The organism is Aerococcus agrisoli, from assembly GCF_003797145.1.
In the GTDB taxonomy this organism is placed as follows: domain Bacteria; phylum Bacillota; class Bacilli; order Lactobacillales; family Aerococcaceae; genus Aerococcus; species Aerococcus agrisoli.
Map to the genome: position 1 here is coordinate 1 of NZ_RKMG01000030.1, position 21,115 is coordinate 21,115.

Annotated in this window: 18 protein-coding genes and 1 riboswitch; of the genes, 15 read left to right on the plus strand and 3 right to left on the minus strand. The window is 39.0% G+C overall.

Features of this window, described 5'->3' with window-relative positions:
• The first annotated feature begins 208 nt into the window (after positions 1-208).
• A riboswitch (TPP riboswitch) is annotated at positions 209-305 on the plus strand.
• A gap of 148 nt (positions 306-453) precedes the next feature.
• On the plus strand, positions 454-1,017 hold the full coding sequence (thiT, locus tag EF384_RS08095; RefSeq protein WP_123780992.1) for an energy-coupled thiamine transporter ThiT: 564 nt from the start codon (positions 454-456) through the stop codon (positions 1,015-1,017).
• A gap of 584 nt (positions 1,018-1,601) precedes the next feature.
• Here thiT and EF384_RS08100 read toward each other — a convergent pair.
• Positions 1,602-2,225: a 50S ribosomal protein L25 gene (locus EF384_RS08100; RefSeq protein ID WP_123780994.1), complete on the minus strand. Its 624-nt coding sequence runs from the start codon at positions 2,223-2,225 to the stop codon at positions 1,602-1,604.
• A gap of 250 nt (positions 2,226-2,475) precedes the next feature.
• On the opposite strand from EF384_RS08100, the gene thrC reads away from it, so the two are divergent.
• Together thrC and coaBC are read left to right on the plus strand one after the other, a co-directional pair.
• Positions 2,476-3,963 (plus strand): threonine synthase, encoded by a 1,488-nt coding sequence (thrC, locus tag EF384_RS08105; RefSeq protein ID WP_123780996.1) that lies wholly within the window; start codon positions 2,476-2,478, stop codon positions 3,961-3,963.
• A gap of 21 nt (positions 3,964-3,984) precedes the next feature.
• Positions 3,985-5,199, plus strand: coding sequence for a bifunctional phosphopantothenoylcysteine decarboxylase/phosphopantothenate--cysteine ligase CoaBC (gene coaBC, locus EF384_RS08110; RefSeq protein WP_123780998.1), 1,215 nt, complete (start codon positions 3,985-3,987; stop codon positions 5,197-5,199).
• A 71-nt stretch (positions 5,200-5,270) separates the two neighbouring features.
• Here the strand turns inward: coaBC and def are convergent, their stop codons facing one another.
• Positions 5,271-5,840 (minus strand): peptide deformylase, encoded by a 570-nt coding sequence (gene def / locus EF384_RS08115; protein ID WP_123781000.1) that lies wholly within the window; start codon positions 5,838-5,840, stop codon positions 5,271-5,273.
• Positions 5,841-6,231: 391 nt separating this feature from the next.
• On the opposite strand from def, the gene pdhA reads away from it, so the two are divergent.
• The 9 genes from pdhA to EF384_RS08160 all read left to right on the plus strand — a co-directional run bounded on the left by pdhA (position 6,232) and on the right by EF384_RS08160 (position 16,758).
• Positions 6,232-7,335, plus strand: a complete 1,104-nt coding sequence (gene pdhA, locus EF384_RS08120; protein WP_123781002.1) for a pyruvate dehydrogenase (acetyl-transferring) E1 component subunit alpha — start codon at positions 6,232-6,234, stop codon at positions 7,333-7,335.
• A 2-nt stretch (positions 7,336-7,337) separates the two neighbouring features.
• Positions 7,338-8,315: an alpha-ketoacid dehydrogenase subunit beta gene (locus tag EF384_RS08125; protein WP_123781004.1), complete on the plus strand. Its 978-nt coding sequence runs from the start codon at positions 7,338-7,340 to the stop codon at positions 8,313-8,315.
• Positions 8,316-8,418: 103 nt separating this feature from the next.
• Positions 8,419-10,053, plus strand: a complete 1,635-nt coding sequence (locus EF384_RS08130) for a 2-oxo acid dehydrogenase subunit E2 (RefSeq protein ID WP_123781006.1) — start codon at positions 8,419-8,421, stop codon at positions 10,051-10,053.
• Positions 10,054-10,060: 7 nt separating this feature from the next.
• Entirely contained in the window at positions 10,061-11,473 is a 1,413-nt protein-coding gene (lpdA, locus tag EF384_RS08135) for a dihydrolipoyl dehydrogenase (RefSeq protein ID WP_123781008.1), read from the plus strand.
• Between the two features lie 238 nt (positions 11,474-11,711).
• Complete coding sequence (locus EF384_RS08140) at positions 11,712-12,536, plus strand: AraC family transcriptional regulator (protein WP_123781010.1); 825 nt, start codon at positions 11,712-11,714, stop codon at positions 12,534-12,536.
• Positions 12,537-12,602: 66 nt separating this feature from the next.
• Complete coding sequence (locus tag EF384_RS08145; RefSeq protein ID WP_123781012.1) at positions 12,603-13,775, plus strand: Gfo/Idh/MocA family protein; 1,173 nt, start codon at positions 12,603-12,605, stop codon at positions 13,773-13,775.
• Positions 13,776-13,790: 15 nt separating this feature from the next.
• Positions 13,791-14,801, plus strand: a complete 1,011-nt coding sequence (locus tag EF384_RS08150; RefSeq protein WP_123781014.1) for a Gfo/Idh/MocA family protein — start codon at positions 13,791-13,793, stop codon at positions 14,799-14,801.
• Complete coding sequence (locus EF384_RS08155; RefSeq protein ID WP_123781016.1) at positions 14,794-15,648, plus strand: sugar phosphate isomerase/epimerase family protein; 855 nt, start codon at positions 14,794-14,796, stop codon at positions 15,646-15,648. Before EF384_RS08150 ends, EF384_RS08155 begins: the two co-directional genes overlap by 8 nt.
• Positions 15,649-15,675: 27 nt before the next feature.
• Positions 15,676-16,758, plus strand: a complete 1,083-nt coding sequence (locus EF384_RS08160; protein WP_199729738.1) for a Gfo/Idh/MocA family protein — start codon at positions 15,676-15,678, stop codon at positions 16,756-16,758.
• 58 nt (positions 16,759-16,816) lie between these two features.
• Here the strand turns inward: EF384_RS08160 and EF384_RS08165 are convergent, their stop codons facing one another.
• Positions 16,817-17,737, minus strand: coding sequence for a MetQ/NlpA family ABC transporter substrate-binding protein (locus EF384_RS08165; RefSeq protein ID WP_123781018.1), 921 nt, complete (start codon positions 17,735-17,737; stop codon positions 16,817-16,819).
• Positions 17,738-17,881: 144 nt separating this feature from the next.
• On the opposite strand from EF384_RS08165, the gene EF384_RS08170 reads away from it, so the two are divergent.
• The 3 genes from EF384_RS08170 (at position 17,882) to typA (ending at position 21,043) form a co-directional block, all read left to right on the plus strand.
• Complete coding sequence (locus EF384_RS08170; protein ID WP_123781020.1) at positions 17,882-18,157, plus strand: UPF0223 family protein; 276 nt, start codon at positions 17,882-17,884, stop codon at positions 18,155-18,157.
• A 30-nt stretch (positions 18,158-18,187) separates the two neighbouring features.
• On the plus strand, positions 18,188-18,967 hold the full coding sequence (locus EF384_RS08175) for an inositol monophosphatase family protein (RefSeq protein ID WP_123781022.1): 780 nt from the start codon (positions 18,188-18,190) through the stop codon (positions 18,965-18,967).
• 237 nt (positions 18,968-19,204) lie between these two features.
• Positions 19,205-21,043 (plus strand): translational GTPase TypA, encoded by a 1,839-nt coding sequence (gene typA / locus EF384_RS08180; RefSeq protein WP_123781024.1) that lies wholly within the window; start codon positions 19,205-19,207, stop codon positions 21,041-21,043.
• Positions 21,044-21,115 lie beyond the last annotated feature (72 nt).

The following is a 21,115-nucleotide window of genomic DNA, read 5'->3' on the forward strand; positions in this document are numbered from 1 at the left end:
ACTTAAATTGTAAATTCGTCATATAAAAATAAGTAGTATGTTCATAAACATAAATTATATCATATATATGATATATCTACAATAGTATGGTTCTCATGAAAAGCTCATACAACATCATTATACATCAATAATAAAATTTTATGAAATGTTTAATTTTATACTTGTCAAAAGACATTTATTGTTCTAATATAAGAAGAAATAAAAACAAAATATGCACTAGGGGAGCTTTTGCTGAGATGTTTCAAAACAGACCCTCATAACTTGATCCAGTTCATGCTGGCGTAAGGAAGTGTTCAATAACCAACTTTTTTGTTGGCGAATGATTTATGTTCATAAATCGATGAATACAATGAGAGGTCGTGTGTATCACTAGTTGATACATGCGATTTTTTATTGATTACTTTCCGAAGTATCTGGTCCTTTAGTGTATATACAAAGGATGGAGAAAATATTATGCGTTCAAAAAGTTTATATGGAAATGTCGAAGCAGCTATTGCAGCTGTAATTGCCTTCTTAATTTCAATGGTGCCCTTACAAATCGGTCCTAGTTTTGGGGTTCAACTAGCACTTGTTGCGATTTATATTGTTGCTTTCCGCCGCGGTGTTCGTGTGGGTGTGATGGCTGGTTTCTTATATGGGTTACTAGAATTGATTACTGGTTTCGGCCAAATTTTATCACCGTTACAAGGTTTCATTGAGTATATTTTTGCCTTTCTTTTCGCGGGTCTTGCTGGTTTATATGCCTTTCAAGCGAAATCAGCGGTAGAGGCGAAAGATAACAAGCAATTATTGTTTGCTATTGGTAAAGGTACATTCATCGCCATTATCACCGAATACTTTATCCATTTCTTAGCAGGTGTTGCTTTCTGGGGCCAATATGCGCCTGAAGGCATGGGACCATGGGTATACTCAGGTATCATGAACTCCGGTTCAGCACTTGTTACATGGATTGCAACCTATGCTGTTGCTTATATATTGATCCGCACCAATAAAAAATTGATTATTGCGGAACAATAAGTTTACTTCACCTCTCAACCTGTTGGTGTGTTTGGTGTAAGTAAATATCAAACATAGCAAGAGGATTTAAGAGACCTTACAAGACCACAAAGATTAGCCATCTTTGTGGTTTTTTATTTATTCCCACCAGTGATACCAGTCAAAACGCCCGTGCTTGCATCCTGAAGTTGAGTTCGAAAAAGCTGTCCCTTGCCCACTTCAGAATAGTTTGCGTCACATTGCATGTGCCACGGCACTATTCTTCCACTGTTTGGGTCTAAGCACTTATTGTCACGTCCTGAAGTTGAGTTCGAGAAAGCTGTCCCTTGACCACGTCAGAATAGTTTGCGTCACATTGCACGTGCCACGGCACTATTCTTCTACTGTTTGGGTCTAAGCACTTCTTGTCACATCCTGAAGTTAAGTTCGGACCTCCAGAACGCCCTGCGCTTCAGATTAGATTGCCGATGACTACCGTCATCGTCTGCACTAATCTTCCATCGGTGGCTTTCTGAGCGTCGGTCCTCACATCCTGATAAAAAAAGAGGACCAAAAGCGCTAGGCTTTTTGGTCCTCTGTGAAACTCATGTTATGAGAAGGGACGATTATTCAGCGTCTGCTTCTTCTTTTTCGTTGATTACTTCTGGTTCAGCAGTTTCAGCTTCTGGATCTACATCTTCAGGTGCTTCATCTGGAGCAGAAACAGTAACAACTACTTCTTCAGGATCAGTAACTAATTCAATACCGTCTGGTAATGATAATTGACCAGCTGTAATTGAGTCACCGATGTTTAAGCCTGTTGCATCAACTTCAACTGTATCTGGTGCAGTTGCTGGGTCAGCAATAACAGTAATTTCCAATAATGTTGTTGAAACAACACCATCTGGATCTGCTAAAGCATCGTCATTAGTGATTACAACTGAAATTGGCATTTCAAGTTTTTCACCTTTTTTGATTGCTTGTAAAGCAATGTTATAAATAACTGGTTTTAAAGAAGATTGTGTAATTTCACGAATATAAACTGTACGTGTTTTACCTTCTACTTCTAAATCGAAAACTGAGTTTAAACCAATTTCACGACGGATTTGTTCAACGTCAGTTACTGACATTGCGATGTTAATTGGGTCTAGGTCACTAGCATATACTGTACCTGGGACTAAGTTTTCGTTACGTAATAATTTTGCTGCTGATGTACCAACAGATTCACGTTTTTGAGCTGTAAATTTCATTCGAATACCTCCTGAGTATTTACGTTTCTTGAGTTTTCTAAATATTAGAAACATGATTCATTATAACATATATATGAACCGAAATCTATTTTAATGCATATAAATTAAAAAATATAATCCTAAATTGTATTGTGAAAGTGAGCTTTCACCGGCACAAGTATGCCATATTTGCTTGGTATATGTTAAAATAGGACAAACAATGTAAAGCGACTATTCATAGGTAAAAGACGAGTCGTCTAGGAGGAATATGATGCAATTCAAAAGTACCCGTAATGCAGATAATATTGTTACAGCTTCACAAGCGATTATTCAAGGCTTGGCCACAGATGGTGGTTTATATGTACCTTCAACATGGCCGGAAATTGAACTTGATTGGGATGTATTGAAAGATTATAGCTACCAAGAAATGGCTTATTTCGTAATGTCTATCTTCTTCGATGATTTTTCTGAAGCTGATTTAAAAGCATGTATCGATGCTGCTTATGATGAAAAATTCGATACTGATGTCATCGCGCCATTAGCCAAAGTTGGCGATGATTATTATTTAGAATTATTCCATGGACCAACGATTGCCTTTAAAGACTTAGCTTTACAAATCTTGCCACACTTAATGAAAAAATCAGCTGAAATGAACAATAATACCAATGAAATTGCAATTTTAACAGCAACTTCAGGGGATACTGGAAAAGCAGCAATGGCTGGTTTCGCTGATGTCCCTGGTACGAAAATCATTGTTTTCTACCCTCAAGGGGGCGTGTCTTCAATTCAAGAAAAACAAATGGTAACACAAAAAGGAGACAATACTTTTGTTGTGGCAATTGAAGGAAACTTTGATGATGCTCAAACAGAAGTAAAAAATCTTTTTAACGATGAGGCTTTACGCGCACAATTAGCAGCTGAAGGTATTCAATTCTCTAGTGCCAACTCAATGAATATCGGTCGTTTAATTCCACAAGTTGTCTATTACTTCTATACATATGCGCAATTGGTGAAATTTGAAGAAATTCAAGCTGGCGACGCTTTGAACTTTGTTGTCCCAACAGGAAACTTCGGTGACATCCTTGCTGGTTATTACGGTAAACGATTAGGCTTACCAGTTGGTAAACTAGTTTGTGCGTCAAATGACAATACTGTTTTATACGACTTCTTTAATACAGGTGTATACGACAAAAATAGACCATTCAAATTAACGATTTCACCATCAATGGATATTCTAGTATCAAGTAACTTTGAACGTATGTTATTCCACGCACTAGGTGACGATACAGATCAATTGGTTGCTTTGATGTCTGATTTAAATACTAAAGGTAGCTATACTTTCCCAGCTAGTGTAAGTGAACACTTTGCGGATTATATCGGTGAATACGCTGATGAAGATGAAACTAAAACTGAAATTAATCGTGTGTTCAGTAATTATGATTACTTAATTGATCCACATACAGGGGTAGCATCAGCTAGTCTACAAAAATTAAAAGATAAAAATGCACTTGAAGGTGCCAATGTTGTCGTTTCAACTGCTAGTCCATATAAATTCCCACAAGCTGTATTAACAGCGGTAGGGGAAGATGTGACTGACTATGATGACGATGCTTTGGTAGCCGGCATCAAACAATTTAATCAAGGCGAATACCCAAATGCCATCAATGAAATTCGTGATGCAGAAGTAAGCCATAATCGTGTTTCAACTGTAACTGGTATGAAAGATTTGGTTGTAAATATTCTATTGGGTGACGCATAAGATACAGATTTGGAGGAAATTATGCTAAAAGGACTCAATTTAACTGTCGTTGTGACAGGTGGGATTGCTGCCTATAAAGTGCCAGATTTTGTGCGCACACTGATCAAAGCGGGGGCAAACGTACGCATCGCCATGACTGAGGCAGCTTTGCAGTTTGTCACACCCTTTACCTTTGAAGTGTTAACAAAACATGCCGTTTTAGTCGAAGGTCAAGCCTATCCAGATCCAGTGGCGCATATTGCTTTAGCTGACTGGACGGACTATGCCATTGTCGTGCCATCAACGGCCAATACTTTAGGGAAATATGCCCATGGTATTGCAGACAACGAAGCCTTATCAATGTTGTTAGCATTAAACAGTCCAATATTATTTGTGCCTGCTATGAATGAAAAAATGTGGGCAAATCCAGCAACACAACGAAATATTGAACAACTTCGTTTAGATGGTCATACAGTACTCGAACCAGACACAGGCTTTTTAGCAGAAGGCTATGAAGGGAAAGGTCGTATGCCAGCACCGGATGCCATATTCCAAGCTGTTCAAGCCTTTGTAGCGCTTGACCGACTAACAGAAACATTAGACCTGAGTGGTAACCGCATTTTAGTATCAGCAGGTGGGACAACCGAGAAACTAGATCCTGTTCGTTTCTTAACTAACCGTTCTTCTGGAAAAATGGGTGTAGCCATCGCTAACGTGGCAACCTTAGCGGGAGGTCAAGTAACACTTGTCCAAACTAACCATGCAGTAGGATTGCCTGTATTACCAGGAATTAAGGTAATTACAGTTGAATCTGCCCAAGAACTATATGACCAAATGCATGCACAAGTTGCTGATCAGGACATAGTCATTATGTCTGCGGCGGTTTCCGATTACCGTGCAGCCAACCAGGCAGACCAAAAAATGAAGAAGAATCAATTTTCTTCGGATGAAGGTGGCTTAACCTTAAACCTGGTTGAAAATCCAGATATTTTGGCAAGCTTGCCTAAAGAAGGGCACTACACAGTAGGTTTTGCCGCAGAAACGCAAGATGTCATCGCATATGCAGAACAGAAATTGGTGAAAAAAGGCGCCGATATGATTGTTGCTAACGATGTATCAGACCAAACAATCGGTTTCAATTCTGACGAAAATCAGGTGACCCTTGTAACGACTGAAGGCGCGATTACATTGGAACGCCAAAGTAAAATCGGTGTTGCAGCAAATATCCTGGCAGCCGTTCAAGAGCATAAGAAGTAATACAAAAAAGCAAGTAAGTGTACTAGTGATGATCGCTAGCTACTTACTTGCTTTTCTTTTTGCAATAAGAATTATTCTTCGTCTAAGAAGAAAGTATGTTCTTCAAGTTTGAATGGTGTTTCTTCATTGATATGATCGAAGAACATGATACCGTTTAGATGGTCAATTTCGTGTTGTAACACGATGGCTTCGTAGCCTGAGAAACGTTTTTTATAGCTGTTGCCGTCTAAATCGTTGTAAGTTACGGTGATGCGTGCGTGACGTGGTACATATCCTGGTACGTCGCGGTCTACTGATAAACAGCCTTCACCTTCGCGTAGGCAGACACCTTCTACAGAGTGACTTACGATACGTGGGTTCAAGAAGACGCCTTCTAGTAATGGTTCTGCGTCGGGATCAAACATATCAGGTACTAATAGTGCGGTCATTTGAATAGATACATTCACTTGCGGTGCTGCTAGACCAACGCCACCTCTTAAACCATATTTTTCAGCTATTTCTTCATCTTGGCTATTGTGTAAAAATTCCAACATATCAGCTGCTAGTTGACGGATTTCGTCAGAAACTGGGAAGGTAATTTTTTCAGCTTTCTTGCGTAAAGTTGGATGTCCTTCACGAATAATGTCATCCATTGTAATCAATCGTAACAACTCCTTTCAATCGTCTGTTTTAACTGAACTATTTTCTCACATATTTACAAGGAATGCAAAGAAAGGCCACCTTTAACTGGATTAGGGTGTATGTAACAGATGACACCTTTTGATTAGTACAGTTTTCTCAGAATTGCAAATTTACTTTGGAATTGTGAAAATGAAAATTGATTGAAAATAAGAGTTAGCAGTATTCCTATGAAAATAATGATGAAAGGGGTTCCTTTAAGCGAGTCTGTATTATAATAGAATTTTTTGCAATTCTTGTAAAAAGATTGAAAAGGCTATCTTTATTTGATACATTTAGTCAGTAAGGTAAATAAAATAACACAGCTTTTCAAAAGCAGCGTTAATTTTTATAAAAGAGAGGAATGTGTTACAAATGGCTAAATTACCAGTGGATTATGAAGCACAATTTGATGCAATCAGTGCTCAATTTCAAATGGTTCAAATTTTGGATGAAGAAGGAAATGTTGTAAATCCTGACATTATGCCTGATTTATCAGATGAAGAATTAGTAGAGTTGATGAAACGTATGGTTTTCTCACGTACACTTCATGAACGCTCAATGGCATTAGCAAAACAAGGTCGTTTAGGTTTCTATGCACCTACATTAGGTCAAGAAGCTTCACAAATGGCGAGCTCATATGCCTTCACTAAAGATGACTGGTTATTCCCAGGATATCGTGATATCCCTCAATTGATCGCACATGGTCTAAAAATTTCTCAAGGTTTCCTATGGTCTCGTGGCCACGTTGAAGGAAACAACTATCCAGAAGATTTACATGCAATGCCACCACAAATTATCATTGGTGCACAATACATCCAAGCAATGGGTTCAGCACGTGCACAACAATTAAAAGGTGACAAAGCTGTTACATTCACATATACAGGTGACGGTGGTTCATCTCAAGGTGATATGTATGAAGGTTTAAACTACGCATCTCGTTATAAAGCACCAATCGTGTTCTTTATTCAAAACAACGGTTTTGCGATTTCAACACCTCGTTACAAACAAACTGCGGCTGAAACATTAGCACAAAAAGCAGTTTCAGTAGGTATCCCAGGTGTTCAAGTAGATGGTAACGATGCTTTAGCTGTATATGCAGTTGCTAAACAAGCACGTGAATGGGCTTTAGCTGGTAACGGTCCTGTTTTAATTGAAACAATTACTAACCGTTTAGGTGCTCACTCTACTTCAGGTGATGATCCTAAAATCTATCGTACACAAGAAGATATCGATAGCTGGACAAAACGTGAACCATTAATCCGTATGCGTGTTTTCCTAGAAAACAAAGGTTTGTGGTCTGAAGAAATCGAAAATGAATACGTAGAACAAGTTCGTGAAGAAATTAAAGAAGCTGCAAAAGAAGCTGACTTAGCACCAAAACAAACTGTTTCTCAATTCCTATCTAACATGTTTGAAGTGCCAGGACAAAATATCGAAGAACAAATTGCAGCATATTCAGCAAAGGAGGCTAAATAATTATGGCTAACTTAACAATGATTGAAGCTATTACACAAGCACTTGACCAAGAAATGGAACGTGACGATAAAGTTTACGTATTTGGTGAAGACGTTGGTAAAAATGGTGGGGTGTTCCGTGCTACAAAAGGTTTATTCGATAAATTTGGCGAAGAACGCGTGAACGATACACCACTTTCTGAATCTGCAATCGGTGGTATGGCAATCGGTATGGCATTACATGGATTCCGTCCAGTAATGGAAATCCAATTCTTCGGTTTCGTATTCGAAGTAATGGACTCATTAGCAGGACAAATGAACCGTACACGTTTCCGTATGGGTCAAACTCGTAACTTACCTATTACAGTGCGTTCACCATTCGGTGGTGGTGTACATACACCAGAAATGCACGCTGACTCATTAGAAGGTTTAATGGCACAAACACCTGGTTTGAAAGTTGTTATCCCTTCAAATCCATATGATGCAAAAGGTTTGTTAACAGCTGCTATTCGTGACAACGACCCAGTTGTCTTCCTAGAACATATGAAATTATACCGTTCATTCCGTGAAGAAGTTCCAGAAGAACAATACACACTTGAATTAGGTAAAGCTAACGTTGTTCAAGAAGGTACTGATTTAACAATCATCGCTTATGGTTACATGGTTCGTGAAGCAATCAAAGCTGCTGAAGAATTAGGTAAAAATGGCGTTTCTGTAGAAATCGTTGACTTACGTACTGTTTCTCCATTAGATATGGAAACAATTACTAAATCAGTTGAAAAAACTGGTCGTGTGGTAATTGTACAAGAGGCACAACGTCAAGCAGGTATTGCGGATAAAGTTGCATCAGAAATTTCACAACGCAGCATTCTTTCATTAGAAGAACCAATTAAAGTAGTTGCAGCGCCAGATACAATCTTCCCATTCGGTATGGCCGAAAATGTTTGGTTACCAAACTCTGAAGATATTGTAGCAGCAGCTAACGAAATTACAGGAAAATAATTGATTCAAGGTGAAGGGTAGGACGGTCTCTTACTCTTCATTCTCTTGAATAGATATAGCGCAAATATTACATTAGTTATTTTAGAAGGGATGAAAAACAAATATGGCCTTTGTATTTAATTTACCAGATGTCGGCGAAGGTATGGCGGAAGGCGAAATCGTTTCATGGCTAGTAGCTGTAGGCGATCAAGTTAATGAAGAAGATCCAATCGTTGAAATCCAAAACGATAAATCTGTAGAAGAAATTTACTCACCTGTTTCAGGTAAAGTAACAGCTTTACACTATGCAGAAGGTGATGTTGCTACTGTAGGTACACCATTAATCACATTCGAAGGTGAAGGCTTAGAAGATAACGCAGCGGCAGCGCCAGCAGCAGAAGCAGCACCAGCTGCAACTCCAGCTCCTGAAGCGGCAGCACCAGCAGCTTCAACAGGCGTTTACCAATTCAAATTACCTGACGTTGGTGAAGGTATGGCAGAAGGTGAAATCGTTTCTTGGTTAGTTGCTGAAGGTGACGAAATCAATGAAGAAGATTCATTAGTTGAAATCCAAAATGACAAATCAGTTGAAGAAGTTGCTTCTCCTGTAACTGGTAAAGTTGTCCGCATCCTAGTTGAAGCAGGTACAGTTGCTAAAGTTGGTGACGTATTAGCTGAAATCGATGCGCCAGGTCACAACGGTGCCACAGCAGCAGCGCCAGCATCACCAGCTCAAGAAGAAAAAGCTGTTGACGTTGCAGCAAATGTTGATGTTCCAACTGCAGGTGCTATTCCAGTTGCTTCAAACCCTAATAAACAAGTATTAGCTATGCCATCTGTTCGTCAATTTGCCCGTGAAAAAGGTGTGGACATCACAGCTGTAAACGGTACAGGTAAAAACGGACGTGTATTACGTGAAGATATTGAAAACTTCAATGCTGCACCAGCAGCAGCACCAGTAGCTGCAACAGCATCTGAACCAGCCGCTGCAAGCGCAACAACTGCTGCGAAAGCAAGTGAACCTGCTAAAGTAACTGTTCCAACAAACAATGCTGACCGTGTTGAACGCGTTAAGATGACACCAATGCGTAAAGCTATTGCGAAAGCAATGGATACAGCTAACCACACAGCACCAATGGTTACATTATTCAAAGATGTTGAAGTTTCTAAACTTTGGGATCACCGTAAGAAATTCAAAGATATTGCTGCAGAACGTGGTACTAAATTAACATTCTTACCATACGCTGTAAAAGCTTTAGTAGCAGCAGTTAAGAAATATCCACAATTGAATGCTTCTATTGATGATGCAACACAAGAATTTGTTTACAAACATTACTACAACATTGGTATTGCTACTGACACTGATGCTGGTTTATATGTACCAAACATCAAGAATGCAGATACTCGTTCAATGTTTGATATCGCTGATATCATCAACGAAAATGCAGCTAAAGCGCATGCAGCCGAATTAAAAGGCCCTGATATGGCTGATGGTACAGTATCAATCTCTAATATTGGTTCTGTTGGTGGGGAATTCTTTACACCAATCTTAAACTACCCTGAAACAGCTATCTTAGGCTTCGGTGCTATCAAGTCTGAACCTGTAGTAAATGCTGAAGGTGAAGTAGTTGCGGGTCGCGTATTGAAATTATCATTAACATTTGACCACCGTATCGTAGATGGTGCAACTGGTCAAAAAGCCCTTAATGAAATCGCTCGTTTAATGGCTGACCCTGAATTATTATTAATGGAAGGATGATTATAGAATGGTAGTAGGCGCATTTGCAATTGAATTAGATACTGTTGTGATTGGTGCTGGACCTGGTGGCTACGTAGCTGCCATCCGCGCTGCACAATTAGGCCAAAAAGTAGCAATCGTTGAACGTGAATATATTGGTGGTGTTTGCTTAAACGTTGGATGTATTCCTTCTAAAGCCTTGATCCAAGCTGGTCATGCTTACCACAATGCTAAAGGTGGCGACGCTGTCTTTGGTGTTACTTCAAACGATGTGAAATTAGACTTCACAAAAACACAAGAATGGAAAGACAATACAGTTGTGAATACATTAACTTCTGGTGTTGAAATGTTACTTAAAAAGAACAAAGTTGAAATCATCCGTGGTGAAGCATACTTCAACAACGAACGTGAATTCACTGTAATGGGTGAAGGCGATACTCATCAACTTTATTCATTTAACAACGCAATTCTTGCAACAGGTTCAAGCCCAATCCAAATCCCTGGTTTCAAATTTGGCGGCCGTGTAGTAGATTCTACTGGTGCTTTAAACTTCAAAGAAGTACCAAAACGTTTAGTTGTTATCGGTGGTGGGGTTATCGGTTCTGAATTAGGTATGGCATACGCTAACTTAGGTTCAGAGGTAACAATCCTTGAAGGTTCTCCACAATTATTACCTACATTCGAAAAAGACATGGTAAAAGTTGTTGAAAAAGAAATGAAAAACATCGGTATTGAAACTGTAGTGAATGCCATGGCTAAAGAAGCTGTAGATAACGGTGACTCAGTAACTGTTAAATACGAAGTAAAAGGTGAAGCGAAAGAAGTTACTGCTGATTACGTATTAGTATCAGTAGGGCGTCGTGCAAATACTGCTGACTTAGGTCTAGAAGCAATTGGTATCGAATTAACTGAACGTGGTTTAGTAAAAGTTGATAACCAAGGACGTACTTCAGTGAAAAACTTCTTTGCTATCGGTGATATCACACCTGGTGCTGCATTAGCACATAAAGCTTCTTACGAAGGTAAAATCGCTGCTGAAGCAATCTCTGGTAAACCAGCTGCAATTGACTACAAAGTGATGCCAGCTGTTGCATATACTACACCTGAAATCGCATCTTATGGTTTAACTGAAAAAGAAGCAAAAGAAAAAGGTTTAGAAGTTAAAGCAACTAAATTCCCATTAGCTGGTAATGGTCGTGCTTTATCATTAAACGCAGGTGAAGGTTTCATCCGTTTAGTAGCAACTAAAGATGATCACGTAATTGTTGGTGCACAAATGGTAGGTATCTCTGCTTCTGATGTAATGGCTGAATTAGGTTTAGCTATCGAAGCTGGTATGAATGCCGAAGATATTGCATTAACTATTCACGGTCACCCTACATTATCTGAAGCTGTTATGGATGCAGCTGAAGGTGTTCTAGGTATGCCAATTCACATGTAAGCTTGAAACACGCTAAACAATGAATAGTCAAACGAGAAAACCTCATGCAGGTTAACCTGCATGAGGTTATTTTTTTGCAAATAAATAAGTAGAGATAATTGGATTGTTTGCAGATATTGTGGTTTAATACAAGTGAAAGCAGTTTGAGTCAATTAGGACATGCATTCGAGCATATGCATGCAATGAATTAAAGCGCTTTCTTTTATATAATGTAGCTATGAAGTGAAGGAGTGCACATATGACAGTTAGCATTGGATATGAAATTGAAGAAGGCATCAATCAATTAGCTTTCCACACCCATTCAACCTTTGAAATCTATATGTTATTAGAAGGGGAATGTACATTTCAAATTGGGGATCGCTTTTTTGAATTGCAGCCAGATGATATTTTATTAATCAACGGGTTAACCTTGCACAAAGCCTTTGTTAGTGAGGAAAGTGGCGCATATAAGCGTACTGTAGTTCACTTTGAACAAGCAGATATCACACCTCTATTACAAAGTATTGATGCTGAACATGTGTTAACACTTTTTTCAGGTGAACGAGGCTATTTATACCGGCTAAAAAATCCTGAAAATAAGGAACGAATTCAAACTTACATGCGAGAATTAGACCGTTTGCAGCATGTGAAAAAGTCACAAAATGTGCAAAGCCAATCACTTTTAATTTTGACTCAAATACTGTTAGAGATTGACTCAAGCAATCTTAAGTCGCCGAAAATAACAAATCAACGTGATATTAAAATCACACACGCTGAATCAATTGCGCGTTTTATGACCTTACAATTCAAAGAACGAATTGATATTGCAACGATTTCAAATGCTACGAATCTGAGCCAGTCTTATTTATCACATGTGTTTAAAGAAGTTACAGGAATGACGGTGATGACATTCTTAATGTCTTATCGTTTATCACAAGCCATGTATTTACTACGCTTGCGCCAAGAACTTCAAATAAATAAAATTGCGAAGGAGGCAGGCTTCGAGTCGAACGCACATTTTTCACGGTTTTTCAAAAAACATGTTGGGCAAACACCATTACAGTATCGTAAAGCGAATGGGTAAAAACCTACAATATGATAGGTAAAATTGTAAGCGCTATCTATACGATGGCAGAAGGAGGATTTATTGATGGCAACAGAAAATAAAGTTCGTTTCGGAATTATCGGTTTTGGTAACCAAGGTTCAATGTATGCAAAATTCATCACTGACGGTATGGTACCGAGCATGGATTTGGTGGCTATCGCAGATATTGATCCCGCTAAATTAACACAAATTGAGGAAACATATCCGCAAGTGCAACGTTTTGATGACTACAAAGCTATCATTGATTCTGGTGAAGTAGATGCCATTATCACAACTGTACCGCACTATTTACACCCTGAAATTGCGACATATGCATTGAGCAAAGGAATCCATGTCTTAAATGAAAAACCAGCCGGTGTATATACCAAGCATGTAAAAGCGTTAAATGAGTATGCGAAAACAGTAGATGCAACTTATGCCATCATGTTTAACCAACGAAACAATCCTTTATACCAAAAATTAAAAACCATTCTTGATAACAAAGAAATCGGCGATATTCGTCGTGTGAACTGGATCATCACTACTTGGTGGCGTCCACAAGCTTACTATGATCAATCAGCTTGGCGTGCAACTTGGGGTGGTGAAGGTGGTGGAGTTCTCGTAAACCAAGCACCGCATCAATTAGATTTAATCCAATGGTTAACTGGCGTACCTGAAAAAGTTGTTTCTCGTGTGCAATACGGTTACCAACGAGACATCGCGGTAGAAGACCAAGTCCATGCAATTTTCGAATATGAAAATGGTGCAACAGGGGTTTTCGTCACATCTACAAATGAAATTGTGGGTTCAGACCGTTTGGAAATTGTGGGTGATGCAGGGAAGATTATTGTTGATGATTCAGCCGTTGCAACAATTTACCGTATGAAAGAATCAGAAACAGACATCAACAAAAACATGGATGTGGATGGCGTACGTAAATTGATGACTGGCCAATTAGCCTTCGAAGAATTATATGACAAAGAAGTCATCCAAGAAGAAAACGTATGGGGCTTACAACACTCAGGTGTTCTTGAAAACTTTGCCCAACATATCTTGAACGGCACACCATTAATTGCAGATGGCCAAGAAGGTATCAATGGTGTACGTTTAGCGAATGCAATTCATTTATCAAGTTGGACAGGTGAAAAAGTGTCTATCCCTGAATTTGATGACGATCAATACTTAGATTTATTAAACCAACACATTACTGATGAAGGAAAATTTGACACCCGCAAATAGAAGGGACTGTTCTATATGTTAAAAGTAGCTGTCATCGGTCTAGGTACCGTATCCATTGTGCACATCAGAGGTATCCAAGCATCCGCAATGGCCGACCTAGTAGCGGTGTGTGACATTGATTCAAGTAAAGCGGACCTTGTACCTGACGCAACTTTTTATACTGACTACAAAACCATGTTAGCAGAAGAAGATTTAGATGTTGTGCACGTGTGTCTACCGCATTACTTGCACGATACAGTGACACTTGATGTTGCGAAAAAAGGTATTCATGTCCTATGTGAAAAACCTGTGTCAGTCAACTACGAGCGATCAAAAGCTTTGGCTGATGCCGTAGACGAGTTGAATAATGGTGTGAAAGTTGCGATTTGCTTCCAAAACCGCTTGAATGCATCGGTTATCGAGTTAAAACGCATTTTAACAGAAGAAGATACGTCGGGTATCATCGCGGTAAAAGGCTTAGTAGCTTGGTACCGCGGACCTGAATACTATGCTGAAAAACCTTGGCGAGGCACCATCAAGGAAGCTGGTTCGGGCACAATTATCAATCAATCCATCCATACTTTGGATTTACTGCATTACGTTATGGATGCCGAATGGACTGATGTGCGCGCTTCGGTACACAATATTTTAGATTATGACATTGAAGTAGAAGATTCAGCCAATGCCAACTTCACCTTTTCCAATGGGGCACATGGCTTATTCTATGCGACCAATGCATATTATGGGAATGATTCCGTTGAGCTACAAGTGGTAACCAACAAATCTCGCTATACCATCAAAGATAATAAATTGTTTGATGATGATTGGCATTGTTTGGCTGAAGATGCGAAAATACCAGATTCTAAAATTTATTACGGTCCTGGGCATCAAGATTGCATGGAAGAATTTTACACTGCCATTACGGCAAACACAGATAAGTACTGTTCAATAAGGGATGCATTGCCAACCATGCAGATGATTGATGCGATGAAAGCATCCAGTGCGACGCAAACAAGAATTTACAAGGAGGCATTTTTAAATGGTTAAATTAGGTGTACAAGGAATGACAGTTAAGGTCGCTTTTAACGAAGATACGTATGAAACGATGCGTAAGCTATCTGACATTGGCTACAAATCTGTCGAAATTTCACAAATCGATACGACGCCTGAAAATATTCAAGCTTTGAAACAAGCATGCGAAGATTTTGGCATGGAGATTGCATCAATGTCTGCTTCACTTGAACCACAAACAGAAGGGGCAGAAAGTTTAACAACTGACTATGACAAAATTGTTGCTGACTGTAAAGCAGTAGGTACAGATTTATTACGTATCGGTATGTTGCCATTAAACTACATGTCTTCTCTAGAATTGGTGAAAGAATTTGCTACCAAAGCAAATGAATATGCAGTACGTCTAAAATCAGATGGTATTAAATTGTACTACCACAACCACCATATTGAATTTGTGAAATATGATGGCAAATATTTATTGGATATCATTGCTGAAGAAGCACCAGATTTAGGTTTTGAAATTGATATCCATTGGGTACAACGTGGTGGTGCCAATCCAGTAGATGTTTTAAATCAATATAAGGGTCGTGTAGATTTAGTTCATTTGAAAGATTATCGAGTGAACCCAATTCCTCAAGAAGCGATTGATGCTTTATTTACAGGAGAAATGGAACCTTTCAACAAATATTTCTACCATAATGTAGAGTTTGCAGAGTTGGGCCAAGGTTCTTTAGATTTAGCTAAAATTATTGCAGCTGCTATCGATTCAGGTGCGCGCTACTTACTAGTTGAGCAAGATGATACGTATGGTCGTGATCCATTTGAATCATTAGCTGAATCGTATCAATGGTTAGTTGATAATAATTATGGTGATCTATTTTAACAGTAGAGACATGAAGGAGTGAATGAAGTGGCAAATAGCGACGGAATGAATTATGCCCCTAAAGGCAAAGTAAATTTAGTAGTAGAACCTGGCGAATTTAACGTTGGGGTTACAGCGTTAGACCATGGTCATATTAATGGTATGTCAAATGGGCTAATCGAAGCTGGCGCAACCATTAAATATGTCTATGATCCAGATCCGGCAAAGGTGGCTGCCTATGTCGAAGCCTTTCCGCAAGTGACTGTTGCAGAATCTTTAGACCAAATTTTAGCGGATGACAGTATCCATATGGTGGCTGCAGCTGCTGTACCCAATTTGCGTTCTGCTTTAGGGAATAAGGTTATGCGTGCTGGTAAGGACTATTTTACAGATAAAACAGGTTTCACTAGTCTAGAACAATTAGCAGAAACCAAACGTGTAGCTGCTGAAACAGGTCGTCGTTACTTTGTTTATTTCTCAGAGCGTCTACATGTGGAGGCTGCAGTCTTAGCTGGGCAATTGATTGATGAAGGAAAAATTGGTCGTGTGATTCAGGTAACTGGATTTGGACCGCACCGATTAGACAAGGATATTCGTCCAGATTGGTTCTTCAAGAAAGAACAGTATGGCGGTATCTTAGCTGATATTGGCTCTCATCAAATTGAACAATTCCTATACTATACAGGGAATGCGGATGCTAAGGTGATTGCTTCTAAGGTAGCTAACTATAATAATGAAGCCACACCAGAATTAGAAGATTACGGTGATGCCACCCTTATTGGTGATAATGGGGCTACTTTCTTCTTTAAAGTAGATTGGTTTACACCTGATGGTTTACGTACATGGGGTGACGGTCGTACTTTTATCACCGGAACAGAAGGCACCATTGAACTACGTAAATACATCAATGTTGCTGAATCTGAAGAAAAAGATCATGTCTTCTTGGTGACGAAAGATGGCGAGGAACATTTCCAAGTTACGGGGCAAATTGGCTTCCCATTCTTTGGTGAAATGATTCTGGACTGTTTAAATGGTACGGAAAATGCCATGACGCAAGAACATATTTTTAAAGCACAAGAGTTGTGTCTACTTGCTCAAGACCAAGCGCAAGTCATCGATGTTGTAAAATAAACGAAAAAATGCCTAGGACAACATTATCGTCCTAGGCATTTTTGTTTTGTATTGAATATTATTCTTGGTTAGCTACATAAGCCTCATAATCCGCTTGTGGATCGTCATTATCGGTCCAAATTGGAATAGATGAGCCTCCAGAAATTTCTTCAATTGTTGCGGCTGTTTCTTCAGATTGATAAGCATCTACAATCGCTTGAATATCTGGATTGTCGACTTTATCTTCGGTTGTCGCAATGATGTTTTTCTTAGCTGGATCAATATTTGATGCGTCTTCTGTATCAACATAGATTGCATCATCAGGATTTAAACCGGCGTCAGTTAACATGTCTCCACCAATAGTGATTAAATCGGCATCACCAAGTGAGCGCGCGATTTGTGCTGGATCCATTTCAATGATTTCAATGTTTTTTAAATTCTCAACAACATCTGCTTTTGTAGGTGCAAAGCCTGCTTCCTCATCTAATTTAATCAAACCGATAGCTTGTAAACCTAAGTATGAACGTTCAGCATTAGTTGCTGCGTTAGATACGGCAACAGTAACACCGTCTGGAATACTTTCTACATCAGGAATTTCTTCTGTTGCAAAAATATACATTGGTGAAACGATTGAATAAGCTACAGGAACAATTTTAGAATCGCCAAAGTCTTTAGCATAGGCGCTCAAGAATGCTGTATGTTGGAAGGCATTCAAGTCTAAATCGCCTTCTTCTAAGGCTGCATTAGGTTGGTTGTAATCAGAAAACGTCACGACTTCTAGGTCAATTCCTTGATCAACTAGACGGTCAGCTACGCCTTCCCAGATTTCTGCTGAAACATCACCCACCACACCAATTGAATATTCGCGTGTTGCTTCACTAGATTCACTAGTTGCTGCTGTTGAACTAGATGATTCATTCGTTGCATTGGCACCACAAGCTGCTAAAACAAAAGCACTTGTTAAAGCGATTCCTGTTGTTAATACTTTTCTTAAATTCATCTTACTCCTCCTCCAAAAAACTATACCTTATTATTTTAAGCTAGATTGCAAACCTAATCAATGCATGTAACTTGTAAGTGAAAATATATTTTTGCCGATATTTCCTATATAATGAGTGTGCAATACTTCAAATGGAGGAATATCATGGCAGACAATTATCAATACCCCTTAGATTTAGACTGGACCCCACAAGAAATGGCTACAGTAGTCCACATGTGGAATGCTTTAGAGAAAGCCTATGAAGGTGGCATCGACCGTGAAGATTTATTGAGTAAATATCGCGCCTTTAAAGAAGTTGTTCCAAGCAAAATGGAAGAAAAACAATTAGGTAACGCCTTTGAAAAGGCATCAGGTTACCAATTATATGGCACGATTAAAAAAGCGAAAAATACAGAAAGCAAAAAAATTACAATGCCTTAACGAGGCAATGTATGTAACTAGGAGGAAGCAATGAAGTTAGAGGAACGCGCAGCACTTGTCAAAGAGTGGGTGGGTGAAGCGGCGACTTTTATTCGTCAGCAGTTTGAAACAGAAATTCAAGTACAAACAAAATCACACCGAACTGATTTAGTGACAAATGTCGACCAAGCGGTTGAAGTATTTTTTAGAAAGAAAATTGAAGCACATTTCCCACAAGACCAATATTTTGGTGAGGAAAAAATGGGGGATAATCCAACAAGTCTAAATGGACCGGTATGGATTGTAGATCCCATCGATGGCACAGCCAATTTTGTCTTACAACAAAATCATTTTGCAATTATGCTAGGCTACTATGAAGATGGTGAAGGCTTACTAGGTGTCATTTATGATGTGATGCATGATGATTATTTTGAAGCCATCAAGGGGAAAGGTATTCGTCGTAATGGCGAGGCATTTATCCCACGCTATACAGATAAACAGTTGGACCAATCACTGATTGCGATTAATGGTGGCATGGTGATGCGTAATGTATACGATGTACAGGATTTGATCGTAGCATCTATGGGTCTACGAATCTATGGTTCAGCCGGCATCGAAATTGTTGGTTTAATGAAGGGTGAAATTGCAGCCTATATTTCGCCGCGTTTACAACCATGGGATATCGCAGCTGGTATGGTTTTTGCGGAGGAAATGGGTTTGAAGGTTAGCCAGTTATCGCAAGAGCCGGTAGATTTACTGCAAGCAAATGCGGTAATTATCGCATATCCGTCAACTTATGACGCGATGATTGGAAATTTTAAAAACCAATAAAGCGCGGTCATTGTTTTTTTCTCAGAGGGAAATGGCGCTAGTAGGCATGTATTTAGCCTACACAATGAAAAAAACTAGTAATTTAAAAGGAATAATGATACGATATTATGGCGGTTTTATTGCGAGAAACTTTGAAAAGTTTAAAAGTAAGGGATTTTACGGTAAAACGGTTTCATAAACTTAACAAGTAATTTATACAAAAATGTATTTATTATATAAATGGAGGAATTTTAAAAAATGGCAAAACGTGATGATATTCGTAACGTAGCAATCATTGCCCACGTTGACCACGGTAAAACTACCTTGGTAAATCAATTGTTGGAACAATCAGACACTCTAGATGAACGTACTCAAATTGATGAACGTGCAATGGATTCAAACGATATCGAAAAAGAACGTGGTATCACTATCCTAGCGAAAAATACAGCAGTAAACTATAAAGGTTACCACATCAATATCATGGATACCCCAGGACATGCCGATTTCGGTGGTGAAGTGGAACGTATCATGACAATGGTTGATGGTGTAGTCCTAGTTGTAGATGCATATGAAGGTACAATGCCCCAAACACGTTTTGTATTGAAAAAAGCCTTTGAAGCTAAAGTAACACCAATCGTGGTTGTAAATAAAATTGATAAACCATCTGCTCGTCCAGCTGAAGTTGTTGACGAAGTATTAGACCTATTCATCGAATTAGGTGCAGATGACTCAATGTTAGACTTCCCAGTTGTGTATGCTTCTGCGTTAGGTGGAACATCTAGTTTATCTGATGATCCTGCAGATCAAACAGAAACTATGGAACCAATCTTTGATACCATTATTTCTGAAATCCCGGCACCTGAAGATAACTCAGATGAAGGATTACAATTCCAAGTATCATTATTAGACTATAACGACTACGTTGGACGTATCGGTATTGGTCGTGTATTCCGCGGTAAGATTGCTGTAGGGGATACAGTTACTTTGATGAAATTAGACGGAACTGAAAAGAACTTCCGTGTAACAAAATTATTCGGTTTCCTAGGTTTAGACCGTGTTGAAATCGATGAAGCAAAAGCTGGTGACTTGATTGCCGTATCTGGTATGGAAGATATCTTCGTTGGGGAAACAGTTGTTTCTACAAACGCTAAAGAAGCTTTACAACCATTACGTATCGATGAACCAACACTTCAAATGACATTCTTAACAAATGATTCACCATTTGCTGGTCGTGAAGGTAAATACGTTACTTCTCGTAAATTGGAAGAACGTTTACGTTACGAATTGCATACAGATGTTTCTCTACGTGTAGAAAACACTGAGTCTCCAGATCAATGGATCGTTTCAGGTCGTGGTGAGTTGCATTTATCTATCTTAATCGAAAACATGCGTCGTGAAGGCTACGAATTACAAGTTTCTCGTCCAGAAGTTATCATCAAAGAAATTGATGGCGTGAAATCTGAACCATTCGAATTAGTTCAAATCGATACACCTGAAGAATACCAAGGTTCAATTATTGATGCATTAAACCAACGTCGTGGTTCTATGATTGATATGATTTCAACTGGTTTAGGTACAACTCGTTTAACTTATCATGTACCAGCTCGTGGTATGATTGGTTTCACAACTTACTTCATGACATTGACTCATGGTTACGGTATCTTGAACCATACATTTGACCACTACGGTCCATACATTAACGAACCAATCGGTGGTCGTCGTAATGGAGCCTTAGTATCAACTGATACTGGTAAAGCTTCTACATACGGTATCATGCAAGTTGAAGACCGTGGTACAATCTTTGTTAACCCAGGTACTGAAGTTTACGGTGGTATGATCGTTGGTGAAAACACACGTGAAAATGATATCGTAGTAAACATCATCCGTACGAAGAACTTGACTAACGTTCGTTCTTCTAACAAGGACCAAACTGCTACAATCAAAACACCAAAAATTATGACATTAGAAGAATCATTAGAGTTCATGGACGAAGATGAATTCTGTGAAGTAACACCAGAAAGCATCCGTTTACGTAAAGCTATCTTAAACGAAGCTGAACGTGCGAAAGCTGCTAAAAAGAAAAACTCTAACCGTTAATTCGGTTTAAAGTTTAAATGAAAAATCCCTGGTCTGTAGGCAACTACGGATATAGTGGACCCAAAAAGTTAG